The organism is Pseudomonas sp. Rh2, assembly GCF_040762985.1.
Taxonomy (GTDB): Bacteria; Pseudomonadota; Gammaproteobacteria; order Pseudomonadales; family Pseudomonadaceae; genus Aquipseudomonas; species Aquipseudomonas taiwanensis.
On sequence record NZ_CP142890.1, the window covers coordinates 5254389 to 5277173 of the forward strand.

The 22785-nt window shown below is 61.1% G+C and carries 15 protein-coding genes and 3 pseudogenes; 11 read left to right on the forward strand and 7 right to left on the reverse strand.

Annotated elements, in window-relative coordinates:
- Positions 1 to 15: 15 nt before the first annotated feature.
- From VXM67_RS24010 to VXM67_RS24055, 10 genes are all read left to right on the forward strand, one after another.
- The gene (locus VXM67_RS24010) at positions 16 to 1536 is read left to right on the forward strand and encodes an aldehyde dehydrogenase family protein (protein ID WP_023382546.1); all 1521 of its coding nucleotides are present in this window, start codon (positions 16 to 18) and stop codon (positions 1534 to 1536) included.
- Positions 1537 to 1761: 225 nt separating this feature from the next.
- Positions 1762 to 3210, forward strand: coding sequence for an ethanolamine permease (gene eat / locus VXM67_RS24015; RefSeq protein ID WP_023382547.1), 1449 nt, complete (start codon positions 1762 to 1764; stop codon positions 3208 to 3210).
- 49 nt (positions 3211 to 3259) lie between these two features.
- A complete protein-coding gene (locus tag VXM67_RS24020) occupies positions 3260 to 4654 on the forward strand; it encodes an ethanolamine ammonia-lyase subunit EutB (RefSeq protein WP_023382548.1) in 1395 nt (464 codons plus the stop codon).
- Positions 4655 to 4662: 8 nt separating this feature from the next.
- Positions 4663 to 5481, forward strand: a complete 819-nt coding sequence (eutC, locus tag VXM67_RS24025) for an ethanolamine ammonia-lyase subunit EutC (RefSeq protein ID WP_023382549.1) — start codon at positions 4663 to 4665, stop codon at positions 5479 to 5481.
- Positions 5482 to 5588: 107 nt separating this feature from the next.
- Positions 5589 to 6047 carry a GNAT family N-acetyltransferase gene (locus VXM67_RS24030; RefSeq protein ID WP_023382550.1) on the forward strand — a complete coding sequence of 153 codons (459 nt, stop codon included), beginning with the start codon at positions 5589 to 5591 and terminating at the stop codon, positions 6045 to 6047.
- A gap of 305 nt (positions 6048 to 6352) precedes the next feature.
- Positions 6353 to 7000: a DedA family protein gene (locus VXM67_RS24035; protein ID WP_023382551.1), complete on the forward strand. Its 648-nt coding sequence runs from the start codon at positions 6353 to 6355 to the stop codon at positions 6998 to 7000.
- A 9-nt stretch (positions 7001 to 7009) separates the two neighbouring features.
- Positions 7010 to 7825 (forward strand): zinc-dependent peptidase, encoded by an 816-nt coding sequence (locus VXM67_RS24040; RefSeq protein ID WP_023382552.1) that lies wholly within the window; start codon positions 7010 to 7012, stop codon positions 7823 to 7825.
- Positions 7826 to 7918: 93 nt separating this feature from the next.
- Entirely contained in the window at positions 7919 to 8446 is a 528-nt protein-coding gene (gene ppa / locus VXM67_RS24045; RefSeq protein WP_023382553.1) for an inorganic diphosphatase, read from the forward strand.
- A gap of 184 nt (positions 8447 to 8630) precedes the next feature.
- Positions 8631 to 9329, forward strand: a complete 699-nt coding sequence (locus VXM67_RS24050) for a helix-turn-helix transcriptional regulator (protein WP_027907493.1) — start codon at positions 8631 to 8633, stop codon at positions 9327 to 9329.
- Positions 9330 to 9920: 591 nt separating this feature from the next.
- Positions 9921 to 10738 (forward strand): IS5 family transposase gene (locus tag VXM67_RS24055; RefSeq protein WP_367237418.1). Its coding sequence is split into 2 segments (ribosomal slippage): positions 9921 to 10230 and positions 10230 to 10738, totalling 819 coding nucleotides; the frame shifts between segments, so codons are not numbered across the junction.
- A gap of 42 nt (positions 10739 to 10780) precedes the next feature.
- Here the strand turns inward: VXM67_RS24055 and VXM67_RS24060 are convergent.
- From VXM67_RS24060 to VXM67_RS24075, 4 genes and pseudogenes are all read right to left on the reverse strand, one after another.
- Complete coding sequence (locus VXM67_RS24060; protein ID WP_367237419.1) at positions 10781 to 11113, reverse strand: hypothetical protein; 333 nt, start codon at positions 11111 to 11113, stop codon at positions 10781 to 10783.
- Positions 11114 to 11459: 346 nt separating this feature from the next.
- Positions 11460 to 12311 (reverse strand): annotated as a pseudogene (locus VXM67_RS24065) (RHS repeat-associated core domain-containing protein); the annotation flags it as partial.
- Between the two features lie 508 nt (positions 12312 to 12819).
- On the reverse strand, positions 12820 to 13146 hold the full coding sequence (locus VXM67_RS24070; RefSeq protein WP_367237420.1) for a hypothetical protein: 327 nt from the start codon (positions 13144 to 13146) through the stop codon (positions 12820 to 12822).
- A gap of 344 nt (positions 13147 to 13490) precedes the next feature.
- A pseudogene (locus VXM67_RS24075) lies at positions 13491 to 14123 on the reverse strand (RHS repeat-associated core domain-containing protein); the annotation flags it as partial.
- A 1-nt stretch (position 14124) separates the two neighbouring features.
- Between VXM67_RS24075 and VXM67_RS24080 the strand changes: the two are divergent.
- Positions 14125 to 14364 (forward strand): annotated as a pseudogene (locus VXM67_RS24080) (transposase); the annotation flags it as partial.
- A 363-nt stretch (positions 14365 to 14727) separates the two neighbouring features.
- Here VXM67_RS24080 and VXM67_RS24085 read toward each other — a convergent pair.
- The 3 genes from VXM67_RS24085 to VXM67_RS24095 are packed head-to-tail and all read right to left on the reverse strand — an operon-like array spanning position 14728 to position 22777.
- On the reverse strand, positions 14728 to 15105 hold the full coding sequence (locus VXM67_RS24085) for a DUF2750 domain-containing protein (RefSeq protein ID WP_041925556.1): 378 nt from the start codon (positions 15103 to 15105) through the stop codon (positions 14728 to 14730).
- A 2-nt stretch (positions 15106 to 15107) separates the two neighbouring features.
- Positions 15108 to 19754: an RHS repeat-associated core domain-containing protein gene (locus tag VXM67_RS24090; protein ID WP_367237421.1), complete on the reverse strand. Its 4647-nt coding sequence runs from the start codon at positions 19752 to 19754 to the stop codon at positions 15108 to 15110.
- Positions 19751 to 22777 carry a type VI secretion system tip protein VgrG gene (locus VXM67_RS24095; protein WP_367237422.1) on the reverse strand — a complete coding sequence of 1009 codons (3027 nt, stop codon included), beginning with the start codon at positions 22775 to 22777 and terminating at the stop codon, positions 19751 to 19753. The genes VXM67_RS24090 and VXM67_RS24095 overlap by 4 nt, the downstream gene beginning before the upstream one ends.
- Positions 22778 to 22785: the final 8 nt, after the last annotated feature.

The window sequence follows — 22785 nt, forward strand, 5'->3', positions numbered from 1 at the left end:
GCCAGGAGACACACCATGCGTTACGCACATCCCGGTACCGAAGGCGCGAAGATTTCCTTCAAGAGCCGCTACGGAAACTACATCGGTGGTGAGTTCGTTCCTCCGGTCAAGGGTGAGTACTTCACCAACACCTCTCCGGTGAACGGTCAGCCGATCGCCGAATTCCCTCGCTCCACTGCCGAAGACATCGAGAAAGCCCTGGACGCAGCCCACGCCGCTGCCGATGCCTGGGGCCGCACCTCGGTGCAGGACCGCTCGAACGTCCTGCTGAAGATCGCCGACCGCATCGAGCAAAACCTCGAAGTGCTGGCCATCACTGAAACCTGGGACAACGGCAAGCCGATCCGTGAAACCCTCAACGCCGACATTCCGCTGGCCGTCGATCACTTCCGCTACTTCGCCGGTTGCATCCGCGCCCAGGAAGGCGGCGCCGCCGAGATCAACGAAAACACCGTGGCCTATCACATCCACGAGCCGCTGGGCGTGGTCGGGCAGATCATCCCGTGGAACTTCCCGCTGTTGATGGCGGCCTGGAAACTCGCGCCGGCCTTGGCCGCTGGCAACTGCGTGGTGCTCAAGCCCGCCGAGCAGACCCCGCTGGGCATCACCGTGCTGCTCGAGCTGATTGGCGACCTGCTGCCCAAAGGCGTGCTAAACGTGGTGCAAGGCTATGGTCGCGAGGCCGGTGAGGCCCTGGCCACCAGCAAACGCATCGCCAAGATCGCCTTCACCGGCTCCACCCCGGTGGGCTCGCACATCCTCAAGTGCGCTGCCGAGAACATCATCCCGTCCACCGTCGAGCTGGGCGGCAAGTCGCCGAACGTGTACTTCGAAGACATCATGCAGGCCGAGCCGAGCTTCATCGACAAGGCCGCCGAAGGCATGGTGCTGGCGTTCTTCAACCAGGGCGAGGTCTGCACCTGCCCGTCGCGGGCGCTGGTGCAAGAGTCGATCTACTCGCAGTTCATGGAAGTGGTGATGAAGAAGGTGCTGCAGATCAAGCGCGGCGACCCGCTGGACACCGACACCATGGTCGGCGCCCAGGCCTCGCAGCAGCAATTCGAGAAAATTCTCTCGTACCTGGACATCGCCCAGGAAGAAGGCGCCGAGCTGCTCACCGGCGGCAAGGTGGAGAAACTCGAAGGGACCCTGGCCACCGGGTACTACATCCAGCCGACCCTGCTTAAGGGCACCAACAAGATGCGCGTGTTCCAGGAGGAAATCTTCGGCCCGGTCGTCAGCGTCACCACCTTCAAGGACGAAGCCGAGGCCCTGGCCATCGCCAACGACACCGAGTTCGGCCTCGGTGCTGGCGTGTGGACCCGCGACATCAACCGCGCCTACCGCATGGGCCGTGGCATCAAGGCAGGCCGCGTGTGGACCAACTGCTACCACCTGTACCCGGCGCATGCCGCGTTCGGTGGCTACAAGAAGTCCGGCGTCGGTCGTGAAACCCACAAGATGATGCTCGACCACTACCAGCAGACCAAGAACCTGCTGGTGAGCTACGACATCAACCCGCTGGGCTTCTTCTAGACCGCGTTGCCTTCTTCGCGGGTAGACCCGCTCCCACAGGGACCGCACAGGTTTCACTTCCAGTGCGGTCACCGTGGAAGCGGGCTCACCCGCGAGGGGGCCAGACCTGCGGCGTCAAAGCCAGGGCGGCATCCGTGCACCATCCGCTCTGGCTCGCTTCCTGCAACCTCTATCACCAAGGGCCGGAATCCTTCTGGCCACCAAGAAAAAAAAACAGGTGAAACCATGCCAAGCGATCATTCCGCCGGCACGCCGGCAGGCTCTTCCGTCGACTTCGAAAAAGTCGGCTCGGATTATTTCCAGCAACGTGAACTGAAAAAAGGCGCCGCCGGCTGGGTCCTGCTGGTAGGCCTAGGCGTTGCCTATGTAATTTCCGGCGACTACGCCGGCTGGAACTTCGGCCTGGCCCAAGGTGGCTGGGGCGGCATGTTCCTGGCCACCCTGCTGATGGCCACCATGTACCTGTGCATGTGCTTTTCCCTGGCAGAGCTGTCCTCGATGATCCCCACCGCAGGCGGCGGCTATGGCTTTGCCCGCAGCGCCTTCGGGCCTTGGGGCGGTTTCCTGACCGGGACGGCCATCCTGATCGAATACGCCATCGCCCCGGCCGCCATCGCCGTGTTCATCGGCGCCTACTGCCAGTCGCTGTTCGGCATCGGCGGCTGGATGATCTACCTGGCGTTCTACATCGTGTTCATCGGGATCCACATCTTCGGGGTCGGCGAGGCACTGAAGCTGATGTTTATCATCACCGCGATCGCCGCCATCGCCCTGGCTGTCTTCTTGGTGGGCATGTTGCCCCATTTTGATGCAGCCAACCTGTTCGACATCGCCAAAACCGACGCGGTGGGCGCCAGCAGCTTCCTTCCATTCGGCTATGTCGGTGTGTGGGCGGCCATTCCCTACGCCATCTGGTTCTTCCTGGCTGTCGAGGGCGTGCCGCTGGCCGCTGAAGAAACCAAGAACCCGCGTCGCGACCTGCCGCGCGGCCTGATCGGTGCCATGCTGGTACTGCTGGCATTCGCCCTGCTGATTCTCGTGGTTGGCCCAGGTGGCGCGGGCTCCGAGGCCCTCAAGGCATCCGGCAACCCGCTGGTCGAGGCCTTGGCCAAAGCCTATGGCGGGTCCACCTGGATGGGCAGCTTCGTCAACCTCGTGGGCCTGGCTGGCCTGATCGCCAGTTTCTTCTCAATCATCTACGCGTACTCCCGGCAGATCTTCGCCCTGTCCCGCGCCGGCTATCTGCCGCGCAAACTCTCGGAAACCAACAAGAGCAAGGCACCGGTCTTGGCGCTGGTCATCCCCGGTATCATCGGTTTCGCACTGTCGCTGACCGGCCAAGGCGACCTGCTGATCCTGGTGGCAGTGTTTGGCGCCACCCTGTCCTACGTACTGATGATGGCCGCGCATATCACCTTGCGCATCCGCCGGCCGAAGATGGAGCGCCCCTACCGCACCCCCGGCGGCATCTTCACCTCCAGCGTGGCCCTGGTACTGGCCTGCATCGCAGTGGTCGCCGGTTTCCTGGTCGACCCGCGGGTGGTGATTGGCGCCGCGGTGATCTATGGAGTATTAATTGCCTACTTTGCTTTCTACAGCCGCCACCATCTGGTAGCGGGCACACCGGAAGAGGAATTCGCCGCGATTCAGAAGGCTGAAGAGGCCCTGCACTGATCGCCGACACCCGTCGCGGGCCACGCCCGCGGCGCTCTGGAGAATCTGTATGGCAAGTTTCGTACACACCGTGGGCCATCTGGTCTACCGCTTCGACAGCCTCAAAGAGGTCATGGCCAAGGCCAGCCCGGCGCGTTCGGGTGATTACCTGGCCGGCGTCGCCGCCAGCAACGACGGTGAACGGGTCGCCGCGCAAATGACCCTGGCCAATATCCCGCTCACTCACTTTCTCAACGAAGCGCTGATTCCCTACGAAGAAGACGAAGTCACCCGCCTGATCGTCGATACCCATGACGCCGAGGCGTTCGCAGCGGTCAGCCACCTGACCGTGGGCGGCCTGCGCGACTGGCTGCTCAGCGACCAGGCCAACGAAGACAGCCTGCGTGCCCTGGCCCCGGGCCTGACGCCGGAAATGGCCGCGGCGGTGTCGAAGATCATGCGGGTGCAGGACCTGGTGCTGGTGGCTCAGAAAATTCGCGTGGTCACTCGTTTTCGCGGTACCATGGGCCTGCGCGGTCGCCTGTCCACCCGCCTGCAGCCCAACCACCCCACCGACGAACCCGCGGGGATCGCCGCCAGCATCCTCGACGGTTTGCTGTACGGCAATGGCGACGCCATGATCGGCATCAACCCGGCCACCGACAGCATCGCGTCGATCTGCGCCCTGCTGGAAATGCTCGACGCCATCATCCAGCGCTACGACATCCCCACCCAGGCCTGCGTGCTGACCCACGTCACCACCTCGATCGAAGCGATCAACCGTGGCGTGCCGCTGGACCTGGTGTTCCAGTCGATTGCCGGCACCGAGGCAGCCAACGCAGGCTTTGGCATCAACCTAAACGTCCTGCAGGAAGGCTACGAAGCGGGTCTTTCGCTCAAGCGCGGCACCCTCGGGCAAAACCTCATGTACTTCGAAACCGGCCAGGGCAGCGCGCTGTCGGCCAATGCCCACCACGGTGTCGACCAGCAAACCTGCGAAACCCGCGCCTACGCCGTGGCCAGGCACTTCAAGCCATTTCTGGTGAACACGGTGGTCGGTTTCATCGGCCCGGAGTACCTGTACAACGGCAAGCAGATCATCCGCGCCGGCCTCGAGGACCATTTCTGCGGCAAGCTGCTCGGCGTGCCCATGGGCTGCGACATCTGCTACACCAACCACGCCGAAGCCGACCAGGACGACATGGACACCCTGCTGACCCTGCTGGGTGTAGCCGGGATCAACTTCATCATGGGTATCCCCGGCTCCGACGACATCATGCTCAATTACCAGACCACCTCGTTCCACGACGCGCTGTATGCGCGCCAGACCCTGGGCCTCAGACCCGGCCCCGAATTCGAGGCCTGGCTCGAGCGTACCGGCATCTTCACCCAGGCCGACGGCCGGGTGCATTTCGGTGACAACCTGCCGCCGGCTTTCCGCCAGGCTTTGGCACAGCTTGCATAGGGATGACCATGGACCATCGCACGCCTACCCCTGACAACCCCTGGCTGGCCCTGCGCAACCTGACCCCGGCACGCATCGCCCTAGGCCGCGCCGGCACCAGTCTGCCGACCGGCGCCCAGTTGGATTTCCAGTTTGCCCATGCCCAGGCCCGCGACGCGGTACACCTGCCCTTCGACCATGAAGGCCTGAGCACTCAGCTCAGCGACCGTGGTCGCGAGAGCCTGGTGCTGCACAGCGCGGCCAGCGACCGTCACCAGTACCTGCAACGGCCCGACCTCGGTCGGCGCCTGAACGAAGACTCGGCAGCCTTGCTGCGCCAGCATGCTCAAGCCAACCCGGGTGGCGTCGACCTTGCCATCGTGGTGGCCGATGGGCTCTCGGCCCTGGCCGTGCACCGCCATACCCTGCCCTTCTTGACCCGATTCGAAGAGCAGGCGGCCGCCGACGGCTGGACCAGCGCCCCGGTAGTGCTGGTCCAGCAAGGGCGGGTTGCGGTGGCCGACGAAGTGGGCGAGCTGCTGGGTGCCCGCATGACCGTCATGCTGATCGGCGAACGACCAGGGCTCAGTTCCCCTGACAGCCTTGGGCTGTACTTCACCTACGCGCCAAAGGTCGGTCTAACCGACGCCTACCGCAACTGCATCTCCAACGTGCGCCTGGAAGGGCTGAGCTACGGCATGGCCGCTCACCGTCTGCTATACCTGATGCGCGAAGCCTGTCGCCGGCAATTGTCCGGAGTGAATCTGAAGGACGAAGCCGAGGTCCATAGCCTCGACAGTGAGCATGCCCCCAGCCCAAAAGGTAACTTCCTGCTGGGAAAAGGGTAAAAAACATGTCACGGAAGGCGGATTGCGCTCGAAGCCCGCATTGGGCAGGATGCCATCAGAGCCACTGGCAATCCGCTGTTTCCCCAAATGGACTCTGAGGGCTGCACATGCGCATCATCAAGGCAACGCTGGAACACCTCGACCTGCTGACCCCGCTGTTCGTCAAATACCGTGAGTTCTATGGGCAACTGCCCTACCCGGACAGTTCACGCAGCTTCCTGGAAAAACGCCTGAAACGCGACGAGTCAGTGATCTACCTGGCGCTACCGGATGACGACGACCACAGGCTGCTGGGCTTCTGCCAGCTCTACCCAAGTTTTTCGTCGCTGTCGCTCAAGCGCGTCTGGATTCTCAACGACATCTACGTGGCCGAGGACTCCCGACGCATGCTGGTGGCCGACCACCTGATACGTGAAGCCAAGAAAATGGCCAAGGACACCAATGCCGTGCGCATGCGGGTATCCACCAGCGCCAACAACGAAGTGGCACGCAAGACGTACGAGTCGATCGGCTTTCGCAAGGACACCGAGTTCGAGAGCTACGTGCTGCCGATCCAGTTGGATTGAAGCCAGTCGCCAACCTCTGAAAAGCTGGCACGACGCCTGTGGGAGGGGCGGTACGGCGATTGGCCTAGATTGCCTGCACGGCGGATATAACCGCTCCCACAGGCTCAGCTGAATCGGCTGGTCCGCCGCCGCCCGTTGGTAACCCCCCGCTACAATCTCTCCGGGCACGATTCCTACTTCGCCGTATAATGCCTCCCTCTGTCATGTGTGAATTTTTACCCATTGCGCGGTAAACAAGCCCACGCCCTTGGCATTGTCCGTCATCGCGTGCCCGTCGTAGCGGGTCAAGAACACAGGTGCTGTACATGGATTTCAACCCGCTGGACCTCATCCTGCATCTCGATGCGTACCTCGATCTGCTGGTCACCAATTACGGTCCCTGGATCTACGCCATCCTGTTCACCGTGATTTTCTGCGAGACCGGCCTGGTGGTGATGCCGTTCCTGCCGGGCGACTCGCTGCTGTTCATCGCAGGGGCCGTTGCCGCGGGCGGTGGCATGGACCCGGTGCTCCTGGCAGGCCTGCTGATGGCGGCGGCAATCATGGGCGACAGCACCAACTACATCATCGGGCGAACCGCGGGCGAACGGCTGTTCAACAACCCCGAGTCGAAGATATTCCGTCGTGACTACCTGCAGCGCACCCACGAGTTCTACGAACGCCATGGCGGCAAGACCGTGACCCTGGCGCGCTTCCTGCCCATCCTGCGCACCTTCGCGCCCTTCGTGGCCGGCATAGCCCACATGCACTACCCGCGCTTTTTGGCCTTCAGCGTCGCGGGCTCGGTACTTTGGGTCGGAGGCCTGGTGACCTTGGGCTTCTTCTTCGGCAACGTGCCGTTCATCAAGCAGCACCTGTCGCTGATGGTGGTGGCCATCATCTTCCTGTCGCTAGTGCCGATGATCCTCGGCTTGCTGCGCAGCCGCCTGGGCCGCGCGGCCAAGGCCCACTGACCACAGCCCATGTGGTCGTTGAGCGCCTGGCGGCGCAAGCGCACCCTGGCGCGCTTCCCGGTCACCGCACAGCAGTGGCAGGTGGTCCGCGACCATCTGCCGATGCTCGATGGCATCAGTGATGAAGAGGACCGCTGGCTGCGCGAGGCCTGCATCCTCTTCCTGCACGACAAACACCTCACCACCCTGCCCGGCGTCGAACTCAGTGACGAACAGCGCCTGTTCCTCGCCGCCCAGGCACAACTGCCGCTGATGCACCTGGGTGACCTGAACTGGTACCAGGGTTTTCACGAAATCATCCTCTACCCCGACGATTTCAAAAGCCCCCAGCGCCACCGTGACAGCAGCGGTGTCGAGCACGTCTGGGATGCCGAGCACAGCGGTGAGGCCTGGCAGCAGGGCCCGGTGATCATGGCGTGGCCCGGCGTGCTGGCCAGCGGTGGCTGGGAGGCCTACAACCTGGTCATCCACGAGCTGGCACACAAGCTCGACATGCTCAACGGCGATGCCAACGGCCTGCCGCCGCTGCACAGCGGCATGCACGTAGAGCATTGGGCCAGCGCCATGCAAGCGGCCTACGACGACCTCAACCGGCAACTGGATGCCGACCCCGACGCAGAGACCGCCATCGACCCTTATGCCGCCGAGAACCCGGCGGAGTTCTTTGCCGTCAGCAGCGAATACTTCTTCAGCGCTCCCGACCTGCTGCAGGGCAGTTATCCACAGGTGTACCATCAACTGTCGCTGTTCTACCGGCAGGACCCGCTGGCCCGCCTGACCCGGCTGTTGGCGGAGCATCCGGACTACCGCGAAAGCCACGCCTGATGCGGCCGCACATCAGGCCAGGCGTGGCATGCCCGGGCAGAATGTGCCTATAATCGCCGCCACTTTTTTGATCAAACACGGGGGCATAGCCCAATGAGCTACAGCAAGATCCCGGCTGGCAAAGACCTGCCGAACGACATCTACGTCGCCATCGAGATCCCGGCCAACCACGCGCCGATCAAATACGAGATCGACAAGGACAGCGACACCCTGTTCGTTGACCGCTTCATGGCCACCCCGATGTTCTACCCAGCCAACTACGGCTACATCCCCAACACCCTGGCTGACGACGGTGATCCGCTGGACGTGCTGGTCGTTACCCCCTACCCGGTTGCCCCAGGCTCGGTCATCCGCGCCCGTCCGGTTGGCGTCCTGCACATGGACGACGAAAGCGGTGGCGATGCCAAAGTCCTGGCCGTACCACACGACAAGCTGAGCCAGCTGTACGTCGACGTGAAGGAATACACCGACCTGCCAGCCCTGCTGCTGGAGCAAATCAAGCACTTCTTCGAGAACTACAAAGACCTCGAGAAAGGCAAGTGGGTCAAGGTCAAGGGCTGGGCAGGCGCCGACGCCGCCCGCGCCGAGATCACCAAATCGGTTGCAGCCTACAAGGGCTGATACCGATTGGAAAAAGACCCCGCTTCGGCGGGGTTTTTTGTAAGCGAAATTCAAACCTCGAAGGTTGGCTGTAAGTAATCCTACTTAGTCCTAATCCATTTCCCACAACTCAGGCAGCTTGCCGTAGTTCGCATCAACATCAGGTTCATTTCCCCGCTGGCACTCGGTCGTTACACTCGCTGTCATGAATACATCCGGTGAACGCTTAAGGGCCCTGCTCAGGGAATGCGGTCTGACCCCTTCCGACCTTGCCGCCTTGCGTCATGTGTCGGCCCAGCACGTCAACAACTGGTTCAAGCGCGGCGTCCCACTGGCCCGACTAGACGAACTGGCCGAGCTGTTCTGCGTAAACCGACGCTGGCTACACACAGGCGATGGCCCCAAGCACCCGACGTCCATCTTGCGTCAGCCCAGACAACCAGAGGCTGGCGAAGGGTTGGTTGCCGTGTCGACGATGGATGGGCGGCTGCTGCCAGTACCCTTGCACGAACTGCACGAAGGCAAGCTGGTACCCATCAAAGGCAAATACCTGCGCCTCCCTGCGCAAGCGCTGCAGAAACTCGGCGTCGCCGCCAGCCAGACCGTCTGCATGATCATGCCGGCCACTAACATGGCGCCGCTGATCCCAGGAAACGCCCTGTTGGCCATCGACCTTAGCCTGACCGACGTGATCGAAGGCGAAACCTATGCCTTGCTGCATAACGGCACGCTCAGGGTGAACTGCCTGAGCCTGGGCCAATCGGGGACCCTGTGCCTGCACAGCCACGACCGTCGAAATCACGCGGTCGAACGCTACACCCCCGCGCAGCTAAGAAGCCAGGACCTGAAAATTCTAGGCTGGGTATTCCACTGGTCACATTTTCGCCAGAAGCGCGCCGAATGAAACAACCTGTGCCATTTTTCGCTGGGCATCCAGCGCCAGCCCTAGTATGCTACGCGCCACATCAGCCCCGACCGGTGCAAACCGCGATCCAGAGGGCTTGGCGACGTCTCACACAGCCGTCTGCCATCTCTATTCTGGCCGAGTGCCAACACGATTAAGGCGATTGCGGCTTACCAAAAATTAGCCAAGACCGTCCCCGAGAAGCCGGCCACAAGCCGGCTTTTTAATTGCCCAAAATAATCTCCTCCCATCCTAGTCACCGCCTAGATAAGGTTTACGCAGATCAAATTCGCCCTCTTCAAAAGTTAATTCATTAAACATCCCACACCTCTAAATCAAATCGTACAAGGACAGTTCGACAAGAACTGCTCCGCTTCCTGCCTTAACTGCCGGGCTCGAGAGGCCGGCAGGCCTGATGTTCGCAACGCTCACTGCCAAACATCCATCTGACGCCTACTAGGCTCTGTCTGAGATCCCAAGAAACTGAAATGTGGCCCCGGAACAGCCGGGGTTCTGTACAGTCGCCGGCCATCTGCGGAAAGGAATTCTGTGATGGCAAAGCGTTATTAACTCTCGGATGAGGCGTGGGCAGTGGTCGCCGATCTCTTTACGGCAGCCCACGTCAGGGGCAGGCCCCGCAGCAGTGATCGCTTGATGCTCGATGGTGTGCTCTGGGTGCTGTGCTCAGGAGCAGCCTGGCGAGATATGCCCGAGCGCTTCGGGTCTTGGGCGACGGTCTATCACCGCTTCCGGGTCTGGCGAAACCGCGGAACATTCGATCAGATGCTCAGACGATTGCACCTCAGACTCAATGACAAAGGCTGGATCGATCCCCACACCTGGATGATCGATTCGACCGCTGTTCGAGCAACCAGTGCTTCATCTGGAGCGCGGAAAAAAGGGGGCCTGACGAGCCTACCGATCACGCTCTAGGCCGCAGTCGCGGCGGACTGACAACCCAAATTCATATGCTCTGCGATGCCAACGGGATACCGTTGCGCTTCCTTCTCTCTGGCGGCCAAGCCAGCGACATCAGCTATGCCCAGCCGTTACTTGATGATGTCAGCATCCCGACAAACCAGCGTGGTCGTCCACGCAAACGATGCAAATGGTTGCTGGCTGACAAAGGCTACGACGCCGAGGCCTTGCCCCGTTACTGCGATCGATATCGGATGCAGCCGGTCATTCCGCTGCGCTCAATGAAACGCAAGCCCAAACCCGGCTTGCCAAGACTGTTTGACCGCCCAAAATATCGACAGCGCAACATCATCGAACGCATGTTCGGCTGGCTAAAAGAGAACCGCCGAATCGTCACGCGCTTCGACAAGCTCGCAAAAAGTTATGCCGCAATGGTCTCGCTGGCTTGTGTCATGCGGTGTATGCGACGGCTTTTTTCAGACAGAGCCTAGGCTCAAGCACCTACTGGTTAGCCAGTCTAGAAAGCAGCGCAGCTAGAGTTTCTTCGCACGAATATCCATCAAAGCCTTCTCAAGAGATCTTAAGTCATCTGGGTCTTTGAATCTTGCCTTTGAGCGCAACCACTTATCGACTGCATTATTACGACCACTTGATAGCAAATCGCCCTCCGCGGTAATTTCGCTACTCATAATCACACGCTTTACTAATTTCCCGCGCTCATCACTTACCCGACAATTCAAAAGACCATTACTTTCCATGAACAAAAATAGGTTTCCAAGAGCTCTACCAATGCTTGCATGCCACTCTGGTATATTAGCATATGCTTCAAGCACACCATCTATATCCCATACTGGATAGTCGCTCATTCAATCTCTCCTAACGACCTCTGAAATGCCCGCCACAGGTACTAGTTTCCCAGTGGAGCGATCTTTAAACATATTTACCACCCGTCGCTAATATTCGACGCTCTTTAAGAATCTGGTCCGTTTTATCAGCCGTCATACTCGTAACCTCGTAGGTTTTGGCCTCTCCGCTCTCGATCACAACTGTGTCTACCCGCCGGCGTTCACCAGTATGAGGGTCTTTGACTGACTTCCCGCTTGCATCCCGCAGATAACACTCACTCTGAATAGTCGCATTTGGATGCTGCGTTTTAATTTCCGCATTGAATTCCTGATGGCGGCGATCCCCATCAATCGCATTCTTGATCCGCTTCAGTCCCCACGGATCGATCCAATCAATAGGGTTCGGAACATACTCATAGAGGTTGAAACCACCAACGTAGCTAATCGGGTCCTGGCTCACAAACCGCCCAACCCTCGGATCATAGTACCGATACCGGTTGTAATGCAGCCCGGTCTCATGATCGTGGTACTGCCCCTGGAAGCGAATCGGGTTGCTCATCCCAACCTGCTTGGCCCACTCCGAACGCTCCTCGCGCACTTCCCCCCACGCCTTGTACTGCCCCGCCCACGCCACCTCTCCGTGGTGGTCGGTCAGCTCCATCGGCGTACCGAGGTGATCGCACTGGTACCAGGCAATCGCATCGATCGGCTGCGGTTTCACTTCGTGCTGCCACAGCGGGTCCTGGTCGATGTCGTATTCGCGTCCACGCCAGTCCGGCTGCCGTAACAGGCGAATCGGTGCCTTGCGCAGCGCCTGCGCAACGGGCACGAAGCTGTCCGGTTCGTACAGGTAATGCACCGTCCGCCCGGTCTCCCCTTCGTCCTGCGGCGGCGAGCTTTCCCAGGCGAGGTTGTCGCCATCCCAGCCGTACAGGGTGTAACCGCAACCCAGTTCGCGCTGGCGCTTGGCGCGTTGCATCTGGTTCCAGCCGCTGCCCGCACGGGGATCGTCGTAGTGATGCGCGGTCGAGTGTTTGTGCAGGCGACGGCCCAGGGCGTCGTAGCTGTACGCGACGCTGAACTTGCCATCGTCGAAGCGGACCAGACGGTCGAACAGGTCCCAGGTCAGGCGGGCCTTGTCGCCGTTGTGCAGGCGGTGGATGAGGTTGCCGCGTTCGTCGTACTGGTAATGCGTGCCGGCGTACTCGCGCAGCAGGTTTCCGGACGGGTCGAAGGCGAAGGTCTGCACACCCAGGCGACCCACCGGTTTTCTTCTTGTAAAGCTTTATGAGCTTACCGTTTTTAGCACCTCATCGAACCACTGGAGCTGAATGCCGCTTCACACTCTCTTTGTGTCCTGCCGAAGGCTTTAGCTTTATCATGATCAACGTGCTCCCTGGCCGAGATTCTGTTGTACATGCCTTACTCATACGAGCGACCAGGCCGTCGACGTCCATCGCCTCCGGTAGGTAGCTGCCTGGACTGTAGCGGAAGCTGGTCTTGCATGCGCTCGCCAGCCGATCCAGCGGCCCTACTTGTCCGAATCGCGACTCAATGCATTGTGAGCGAGTCTAATTCTGACGGAGGCAATTGACAGTGCGTCGACCACCATATATTGGCCGCAAAAATGCATTAATCTTTACAGGCAGACCTGAGCCATACTCCGTAATAACGTTAACAGGAGCTAAAGTCACAATGCATCTAACAGCAAACAAATCACGCCACAATCAACGCCTTATTTCCAAGAGCGCCCTTTCCAACATTTTCATATCTGGAGGAGTTTTCTGAGCCCCCTTCGAAGCCAGCCATCTATGAACAGGGTTTTTAGGACCAAATGCTATACTTCTACCCTCATCTGTAAGCTCACTAAATTTTACCTTCCTCTTTATTATCTGCCCCCTCTCATTTGTCACCCTACAACAAAGCAGGCCATTCATCTCAAGGAATCTGAACAGTTCCTCTAACGTATTATTTACACTAGCCTCCCACTCCGGGATATCCTTGTAAGACTCTAAAATACCATCGATATCCCACATTACAAAGTCTTCAGACATCACTCCCTCCTATGCAATTTAGACAGCCCCGAGACTGGCACAAGCTCTTGAGTACTTCTATCCCTAATATAGCTACCGCCCGCGGCCAAGATTCGTCTTTCTTTAGCCTGCTGCTCCATTTTGTTAGCGGCCATACTGGTGACTTCATAAGTTGTTGCAGTACCGTTTTCAATGACAACTGTATCGACTCGTCGACGTTCGCCAGTCACTGGATCTCTGACGGAACGACCAGTCACATCCCTCAAATAACATTCGCTCTGAATTGAAGCAGTTGGGTGTTTAGCTTTAATTTCCGCATTGAACTCCTGATGGCGGCGATCCCCATCAATCGCATTCTTGATCCGCTTCAGTCCCCACGGATCGATCCAATCAATAGGGTTCGGAACATACTCATAGAGGTTGAAACCGCCGCCGTAGCTAACCGGATCCTGGCTTACAAACCGCCCAACCCTCGGATCATAGTACCGATACCGGTTGTAATGCAGCCCGGTCTCGTGATCGTGGTACTGCCCCTGGAAGCGAATCGGGTTGCTCATCCCAATCTGCCTGGCCCAGTCCGAACGCACCTCGCGCACGTCACCCCACGCCTTGTACTGCCCCGCCCACGCCACCTCTCCGTGGTGGTCGGTCAGCTCCATCGGCGTACCGAGGTGATCGCACTGGTACCAGGCAATCGCATCGATCGGCTGCGGTTTCACTTCGTGCTGCCACAGCGGGTCCTGGTCGATGTCGTATTCGCGTCCACGCCAGTCCGGCTGCCGTAACAGGCGAATCGGTGCCTTGCGCAGCGCCTGCGCAACGGGCACGAAGCTGTCCGGTTCGTACAGGTAATGCACCGTCCGCCCGGTCTCCCCTTCGTCCTGCGGCGGCGAGCTTTCCCAGGCGAGGTTGTCGCCATCCCAGCCGTACAGGGTGTAACCGCAACCCACTTCGCGCTGGCGCTTGGCGCGTTGCATCTGGTTCCAGCCACTACCCGCAAGCAGTTACAAACATCACGGCAAAGACAGCGTGCTGTACCGAGTCAAGCGCAAAATCGAATACGCCACGGCGCAGCTGCGTGCCAAGGTCGAGCATCCCTTCCAGGTGATCAAGGTGCGCTTCAATCATCGTAAGGTTCGCTACCGTGGACTGGAAAAGAATACGGCGCAGTTGTTCAGTCTGTTTGGGTTGGCCAATCTGGTACTGGCCAAGCGGTATTTGCAACGGACGCCGGGATAAGTCCGTCTGAAAGGCGGGGCTGGCCCGCTAACTCAGCAAAATCAGGATAGAAATCGGCCCAAGAAACACAGAGTAAGGCCAGTAGGTTGGAAAAACCGGCTTGAAAATGGGGACGGTAAGAAACGGCTAATTGTTCAGCGTCTCCGTATCGAAATGATGACGGCAATGATAGCCAAGCACCATGAGAAACCCATCTTTAATTCAATAGCCTCTGAATCTGCCCCTAACTACTCTGTAAATCCGCATCATGCAACGCCGAGCAAATCATAAAATTGCTCGGCGCCTCTATAAAAAATACAACCCCCCTTAATCGCCACCTAGATATCGATCATTGAGCAGGTACTCGCGCCTCAAAGCGAACATCTACTCGTATTGTTCAAGCTCTTCTCGCAAAGCAACTTCAAGAGCAGTCGGAGAAATCACCACCCCCACATCCCCTGGCACAGGAAACACTTGACATAGTCGAGAATCTGAATGCATACCCGGAAGCCACTTATCTAAAAAGTCCTCAATAGCAATTTTACGCGGCCAAAAATCACCCCATTCATCCGTCGCACAGCGCTTAGCAAATTCCTCCTCAGGCCAGAACGGCACCACTACGTTTCCTTCTAGGGTAGCAGTGGCCCATCCCTCATCATACAAACCCCAAACAACCTCAAAATCTGCAACTTTTCTGATGAAAAACTCAAACCTACCCTCTGAGCTTAGAGAGGATACATTTAAAACTTTACTATCGTGCATTCTCAATATCCTCCTATCCTGTGCTGAGTTTTATGAAGGTCTGCATCTTGCAGTTTAGAGTGACGATAGCAGAAGCCATCTTTCGCCTCTGTATTATATCCATGCGCCAACTCCTTCCCCTTACCTTTTGAGTTGCGTGAATTCCCTGGTAGTCTTAGCACCGTTCTGTTTCCACTCTTGATATGGCGCATGTCATTCTTCACCCATCCTCGAATCCACGCTGGCTGCTTATCGTCACCCGCCAATGCCCGAATCCGCTCCTGCTTGTTTGATCGACCATGCGATCCATCTTGACAGATCGGACACTGCTTCTTGGGAGCTAAACCAAATACGTCAAACCACTCAATTGGATTCGGGGCGTAAGCATATAAATTCAGCCCCCCCTCATAACTGATCGGGTCTTGGCTAATGAAACGGCCCGCCTTCGGATCATAGTACCGATACCGGTTGTAATGCAGCCCGGTCTCGTGATCGTGGTACTGCCCCTGGAAGCGAATCGGGTTGCTCATCCCAATCTGCCTGGCCCAGTCCGAACGCACCTCGCGCACGTCACCCCACGCCTTGTACTGCCCCGCCCACGCCACCTCTCCGTGGTGGTCGGTGAGTTCCATCGGCGTACCGAGGTGATCGCACTGGTACCAGGCAATCGCATCGATCGGCTGCGGTTTCACTTCGTGCTGCCACAGCGGGTCCTGGTCGATGTCGTATTCGCGTCCACGCCAGTCCGGCTGCCGTAACAGGCGAATCGGTGCCTTGCGCAGCGCCTGCGCAACGGGCACGAAGCTGTCCGGTTCGTACAGGTAATGCACCGTCCGCCCGGTCTCCCCTTCGTCCTGCGGCGGCGAGCTTTCCCAGGCGAGGTTGTCGCCATCCCAGCCGTACAGGGTGTAACCGCAACCCAGTTCGCGCTGGCGCTTGGCGCGTTGCATCTGGTTCCAGCCGCTGCCCGCACGGGGATCGTCGTAGTGATGCGCGGTCGAGTGTTTGTGCAGGCGACGGCCCAGCGCGTCGTAGCTGTACGCCACGCTGAGCTTGCCATCGTCGAAGCGGACCAGACGGTCGAACAGGTCCCAGGTCAGGCGGGCCTTGTCGCCGTTGTGCAGGCGGTGGATGAGGTTGCCGCGTTCGTCGTACTGGTAATGCGTGCCGGCGTACTCGCGCAGCAGGTTGTCCATCAGCTTGTTGCGACGCGGGTCGCTTTCCAGCGGGCGGTTGAGTTCCTGGGTCTTCTGGTCCAGCAGGTTGCCGGCCGGGTCGAAGGCGAAGGTCTCGACACCCAGGCGACTGGTGGCTTGCAGCAGGCGGCCCACCGGGTCGTACTGATAGGCCAGGTGACCACGGCGGGTGTCGTGGATGTCGGTCAGCTGGCCGACGGCATCGTATTGATACTGGCGCTTGAGCAACGTGGACTTGCCGTCGTGGCTACCCAGCCATTGCGCCTGCAGGCGACCCGCCGGGTCCCACGCCTGGGTCTGCATCAGCTGGTTGCCCTGATGCCGGACCACCTCACGGTGCAGAGCATCGCGCTCATAGGCCAGCAGCTCATGCTGGTCAAGGGTCATGCCCAGCACATGACCGCTGCCGTAGGTGAGCGTGCTGACCTTATGGCCATCGGGACGAATCGTCGCCGTGCGCAGGTTCAGCGCGTCGTACTCGTGCTTCCACACCGCGACCATCGGCACAGCGGTCTTGAGGTAGTACTGATGCTCGCGAGTGAGGTTGCCCGCTTCGTCATGGAACCATTGCAACTTGCTGTCGGCATTGATGGCCTGGATCAGCTTGCCGTTGCCGTCGTAGGCAAAGGTTTCTTCCTGGCGCTGGTCGCCCTGGCGGGCCGTGCGCGAGGCCAGACGCCCGACGGCATCGAAGGTGATGTCGATCCGGCGTTGACCGACCTGGGTGCTGGCCAGTCGACCGCTGTCCGGGTCGTACTGGTAGCGGGTGACCAAACCATCGAAGCCCTTTTCTTCCAGCAGGCGGCCGACCGGGTCGTACAGGAACGTGGCCTTGCTGTCGTTCTCGTTCTCCAGCCCGATCAGGCGGCCCAGCTTGTCCCAGCGGTAGCGCAAGGTGTGCTCGTTGGCGTCGACCCGTTCGACCAGTTTGCCGGCCGCGTCGTAGGACCAGGTGGTGCAGCGGTCCAGCGCGTCGACGTGGGCCAACAGGCGGCCTTCGGCATCGCGTTCGAAACGCTCTTCGGTGTTGTCGGGGTGGGTGACTTTCGCCAGCTGACCGGCCTTGTACGCGTAGGTGGTCTTGTTGCCCGCCGCATCGGTGAACAGCACCAGACGACCGACGTCGTCGTACTCCCATTGACTGGTCTTGCCCGAGCAGTCGGTGTACTCGATCAGCTGGTCCGCCGCGTTGTACGCCAGCTTCTTCTCGTTGCCGTTGGCATCCTTGATCGCCTTCACCAGGCCCGAAGGCGTGTAGGTGAATTCGGTCTTGTTGCCCAGCGGGTCGGTGGTTTCGACCAGGTTGCCTTTCCGGTCGTAATCACGCAGCCACAGGCCGCCTTCTGCGTCGCGGATCTTGATCGGGTGACGACGGTCGTCGTAGGCAAAGTGCGTCTTGCTGTGGTCGGCACGGATATGGCGAATGACGCTGCCTTGATCGTCGTAGTCGTAGCGGTCTTCGCTGCCATCGGCGTGCACGTGGCGCAGGAGCTTCTTGCGCTCATCGCGGAACAGCCACTCGGAGCGTTCGTCCGGGTAGCGGATGCGATACAGGTGGCCCTGGATATCGTAGTAGTACCAGGTCTCCTGGCCGTGAGCGTCGGTGACGTAGGTCAGGCGGATGTTCTCGTCCCACGCCAGACGCGTGTCGTAGCTGCCGTCGTCGGCCCATTCATGGATGGCCTTGGCCTGGGCGCTGCTGCCCTCCCATTCCAGGTTCATGCCGCGCCCGGTGCGGTCGGTGTAGCGGGTAACCAGGTGGTGCTGATACTGGTAATGCCAGGCGGCGCCGTTCTCGTCCTGGGCGGCGATCAGGTCGCCCTGTTCGTCATAGTGATAGGCGCAGAGCTGGCGTAGCGGCTGACCGTCGCGCATTTCCCACAGGCCTTTGATATGGCCGTGATCATCGATCAGGGTGCCGAGGTGACGTAGGACGTTCTTCGCATCACCCTGGAAGGTGATGATGTCGGACAGCACCGGGCGGCCTTCGTGGCGATGCTCGTAATGCAGCATGCAGCCGGCGTCGTTCTCCAGCAGGATCTTGCGCAGGTAATAACGATCGCCCACGCGCAGGTAGTATTCCTTGCGCACGAACCCACGGCAGATCACCAGTTCGCTGTCGGTGCTGCGCACCAGCAGCAAGTCTTCGATGGCGTTGAACAGCGCCTTGCCGACCTTGGGCAGCTCGAATGCGTGGCTGCGGCCGTCGAAGTCGTGGAACAGCACGCCTTTGCCGACGATGTCGATGCGGGTGGTGAACTCGGTTACCCAACGAGCGCCCAGGCTGCCCTGGTCGTACTCGGCCAGGCGCGAGTGGTAGATCCGCTCCCACTCGATGGGAAATGGGCCAGGCAAGCTGAAATCGGTGTGCTGAATGAATTCCGAGCCCAGCGAGAAGCTGATGCTGTGGCCGGTACGGGCCTTCGGTTCAGCGGGGCACGGTGGACGCTTGGGGCTTGGGGTCTGCTCGGCTGGGGCCTGTTTACCCACGACAGCAAGCTCACCCTTGCTCTGCTCCCGCTCCACCTTGGTCACGGTATCCGGCTTGGCCACCCCTGGCTGGCCGTTCTTGTGGCGGCTGCGGAAGCCTGCCACCGCCCCACCCAGCACCGTCAGCATCCAACCGATGCTCATCTGCGTCGCAGGATCGGACAGCTTGTTCAGCTGCGTGGCCATTTCCCCGCCCAGCGCTCGCAGCTGCCCGGTATTGGCCAGCACGCTGTTCTTGATGTCATCGGGCAACAGCTTGCTGGTAGCGCTGTTGGCCATGCCTTTACCAGCCGCCTTGCAGGCGCTGTGCACCGCCCCGAAGAAGTTGCTGATCGCCGCCTTGGGGTCGTTGAGCAACTGGTCGCTGGCGGCTGCCATCTGCTTGCTCGCCGCCGCCTTGTCGCCCTGGGCGTCGAGTTGGCCGAGCACGACTTTCTCCAGGCCCGTGGCAATTTCGCCAGTCACCTTGGTACCCAGATCGCCCGCGTCCTTGAGAATGCCGGCGATCTTTGGCTGTGCCTGGGTCACAAAGTCGTCGAGGGTCCCGGCGATGGTGGCGTTGAGGTGGCCCATCAGCACCGTGATCAGCGAGTCGCCCAGCAGCATCTTGGCGCTGTTGCGCAGCTCCTGGCGGACCAGGAACAAGGTCGGGCGCAAGCTCATGCGGGCGGCTGCCATGGTCGGCGGCGCCGGCAATACGCCGATCAGGTTGATGCCCAGGCTGACCCAATCGAGCACCTGGCGGTGCTTGCTCTTGACCAGGGTGACCACATCGCCCAGGGCGTCGACCAGGGCCATGATGTTGCCCACCACCGGCAAGGCACCGGCCACGGTCTTGATCCGTTCGAGGGTGACGTAGCCGCTGCTGACCGACTGCAACCAGGCGTCGAAGGCGGCGGCGCCGCGGCCCACGTCCTTGGCGTCGATGGTGTTGAGCGGGGCGACCGCGACTTGCGCTTCGCGTTGCTTGGTTTCGCCACTCATGCCAGCACCTCACTGCCCTGCGGGCGCTTGGCCGGGTTGGCGGGAGGGCTCAGCGTCGGCAGCGTGGGCAGTTGCTTGAGAGTGTCGGCGGCCTTGAGGGCCGAGGCGGCGCCGGGCACCACCGTGCTGGCGAGCTGGGTCATGGCGCTGGTGTCGCCGCCGACGACGGCCTTGACCTGTTGCACCTGTTGCAACGCGGCCTGGCCACTCTGGGCCAGTTTCATGCCGGTGCTGGCCAGGGACTTGCCCTGCTCCAGCAGGCCGCCGCCGCTCGAACCCAGCATGCCCTGGGCCACGGTTTTTCCTTGTGCCATCGCGTCCTGTACCAATGCCTTGCCTTTGTCCATGCCTTGCTGGGCCAGCGCCAAGCCCTGGCCCAGCAGCCCGTCCGCGCCCTTGGTGCCACTCGCGACTTCGCCGACCACGGCCTGCTGGCCGGGGGCGATGTCGTCGAACTGGCCTTTCACCGGCCAGGCGTTCGCGCCGAAGAAGCTGGCATCGGACCAGGTGTCGGCCGGGTCTAGGCCGAAGTCGACCCACAGCGGGCCAGCGGCAGCGCCGGATGCCTGATTGAAGCCCTTGCCGTCGAGGCTGCCCTTGATCGAGGCGCCCAACGCGTCGATCACCCCGTAGTCGCCGGTCTTCACACCCGCGCTGTTGACGTACTGGTAGAGCAGTTCGAGGTTGCCCTTGCCCGGCTTCGGCGGTTCGGGGAACGTACCCGCCTTGCTCGCGGCGCCGATGTGGGCGAACTGCGCCGCGTGGGCGGTGTAGTTGCCACTGGTGACATGGGTGATACCCGCCGCGTTGTACGTGGTGGCGCTGCCGCCGCCTTGCACGACCAATTCGGTCTTGGCGGTTAGCACGATGCGGTCGGCATTGGCGGTGATGTCGAGCTTGGCCAGCAGGTTGATGTTGTCTTTCAGCGCGCGGATATCGATGTCGCCCGCAGCCGCCACCAGTCTCCAGCCCAGGCTCTGCACGAACAGGCGCATGCCCTGGCTGGCACTGGCCAGCAGGCGTTTGCCGATCGACAGGCTGGTGTGCCCGGTACTGCTCAGGGCCAGGTGCTCACCGGTCGACACGTGCGTCGGCCCTGGCGTGGTCAGGGCGATGCCGGCAGGGCTGGCGAGCACCAGGTGCGGCTGGGTGAGTTCGGGAAACTCATTGGCGCTCTGGTTGGCCGGGCCGCTGCCGAGAATGCCCTGATGCTGCTCGTGCAGTCGCTTGGCCACCTCGTCCTGATCGCCTGGCTCCTGTGCCTGCATCTGCTTGGCCAGTTCAGCCAGGCTGTCCTGCTGCTCGCTGGCGGTGGCCAGGCGCTCGGCCGTCTCGGGCAGGTCCTTGTGGTGCCTGGCTTCGTTCGGCCGGGGCTCGGTGGTGATCAGCAGGCCACCAGCGGCGCGCACGGCGCCGTGGCGGTCGGTGCGCAACTCGAAGCCTTCACCGCGCGGGGCGCCGCCGCTCGGCCGGGGGTGGGTCAGGTAGCCGAGGTTCAGCGCACTGGCGCCGTGGTCGCTGCGCAGGGCGATGCTGATTTCACCGGTGGTGTCGTCGATGCGCAGTTCGTTGCCGCGGCTGCCCTTGTATTCCTTGCTCTTGATCGTGGCCAGGGTCTTGAGGTCGGGCAGCTTGTAGTGCGGCATGTTCACGCCGTGGTACAGGCAGCCGGTCACCAGCGGCTGGTCGGGGTCGCCTTCAAGGAAGCTGACCAGCACTTCCATGCCCACGCGGGGCAACTGCAGGCCGGCGATGCCCTGGCCGGCCCAGCCGGAGGCGACGCGCAGCCACACGCTGGACTTGTCGTCGGCCTGGCCTTCGCGGTCCCAGAAGAACTGCACCTTGATGCGGCCGTATTCGTCGCAGTAGATCTCTTCGCCGGCCGGGCCGCTGACCACGGCGCGCTGGTCGCCCAGCACCCGGGGCTTGGGGTGGCGCAGCGGCGGGCGGTACGGGGCGTCCCACGGCGTGGCGGTGAAGGTGTTGCGGTAACCCTGCTGGAAACCGTCGTACTTCGCGTCGATGTCGCTGGTGATGACTTCTTCCAGCACCTGCGGCTGGCGGCCTTGGTGGTGCACGGCGAGCAGCAGCCAGAGGTCGTTCCAGGCCGCGTTGGGGTGGCTGGCCAGGGCCAGGAAGTGCCCGCTGGCCAGCAGCGGTTGGTCACTGCGGCCCTCGGCCTGGCGGAAGTCGCTGCGGTGGCGCTCCAGGGCGCGGGTGGCCAGGTGCTTGCCACGGGCGCGGTCGAGGAAGCGGCCGGGGTAGTCGTAGTCTTCAAGGTCCGGCTCGGCGTGGCTGACGGCCTCGCCTTCGAGCTGGATCAGCGGCTTCTTGAAGTCGTAGTCGCGGCGCGTGACGCTGCTGGTGCGGGTTTCCAGGCGCAGGGCGAAGCCCTTGATCATCGGCGTGTCGGCGACCAGCCCGGCGTCGTGCTGGAAGCTGACCGGGGCCAGTTTGGGAAACACCGTCTGGTCGTCGCCGAACACCAGCAGGTGGCCGTCGGCGCGGTGACGAAAGTGATAGTGGATGCCTTCTTCTTCGCACAAGCGCTGGATGAAGTGCAGGTTGGACTCGTCGTACTGCACGCAGTATTCGCGTTGCGGGTACTGCGCGCCCAACTGGAACTGGTAGGCATTGGCGAGGATGCCATGCTCCTCCAGGACCAGGGCGATGATCTGCGGCACGGTCTTGTGCTGGAACATGCGCTGGTTGATGCGGTGGTCCAGGTACGCCAGCTGCGGGCGCAGGGTGACCTGGTAGCGGGTCAGGCGCTTGCCCGACTCGCCCTGGGCGGCGCGATAGATCAGGCCGTGCAGGCCACGGCCGGCATCGTCGAGCTGGAGGAAGGCGGGTTTGTGCAGCAGGCGTTCCAGGTCCAGCGAAGGGCGTTCGCTGACCAGCTCGAGGTCAATGGCATAGGCGTGGCTGATGGCTTCCGTGCCGTTGAAGGCGAGGACCTGGAAATCGTGCTCCAGGCCGTCGATGTGCAAGCTGAAATGGGTCTGGTTCGCGGCGGCAAACATCCCTGTCC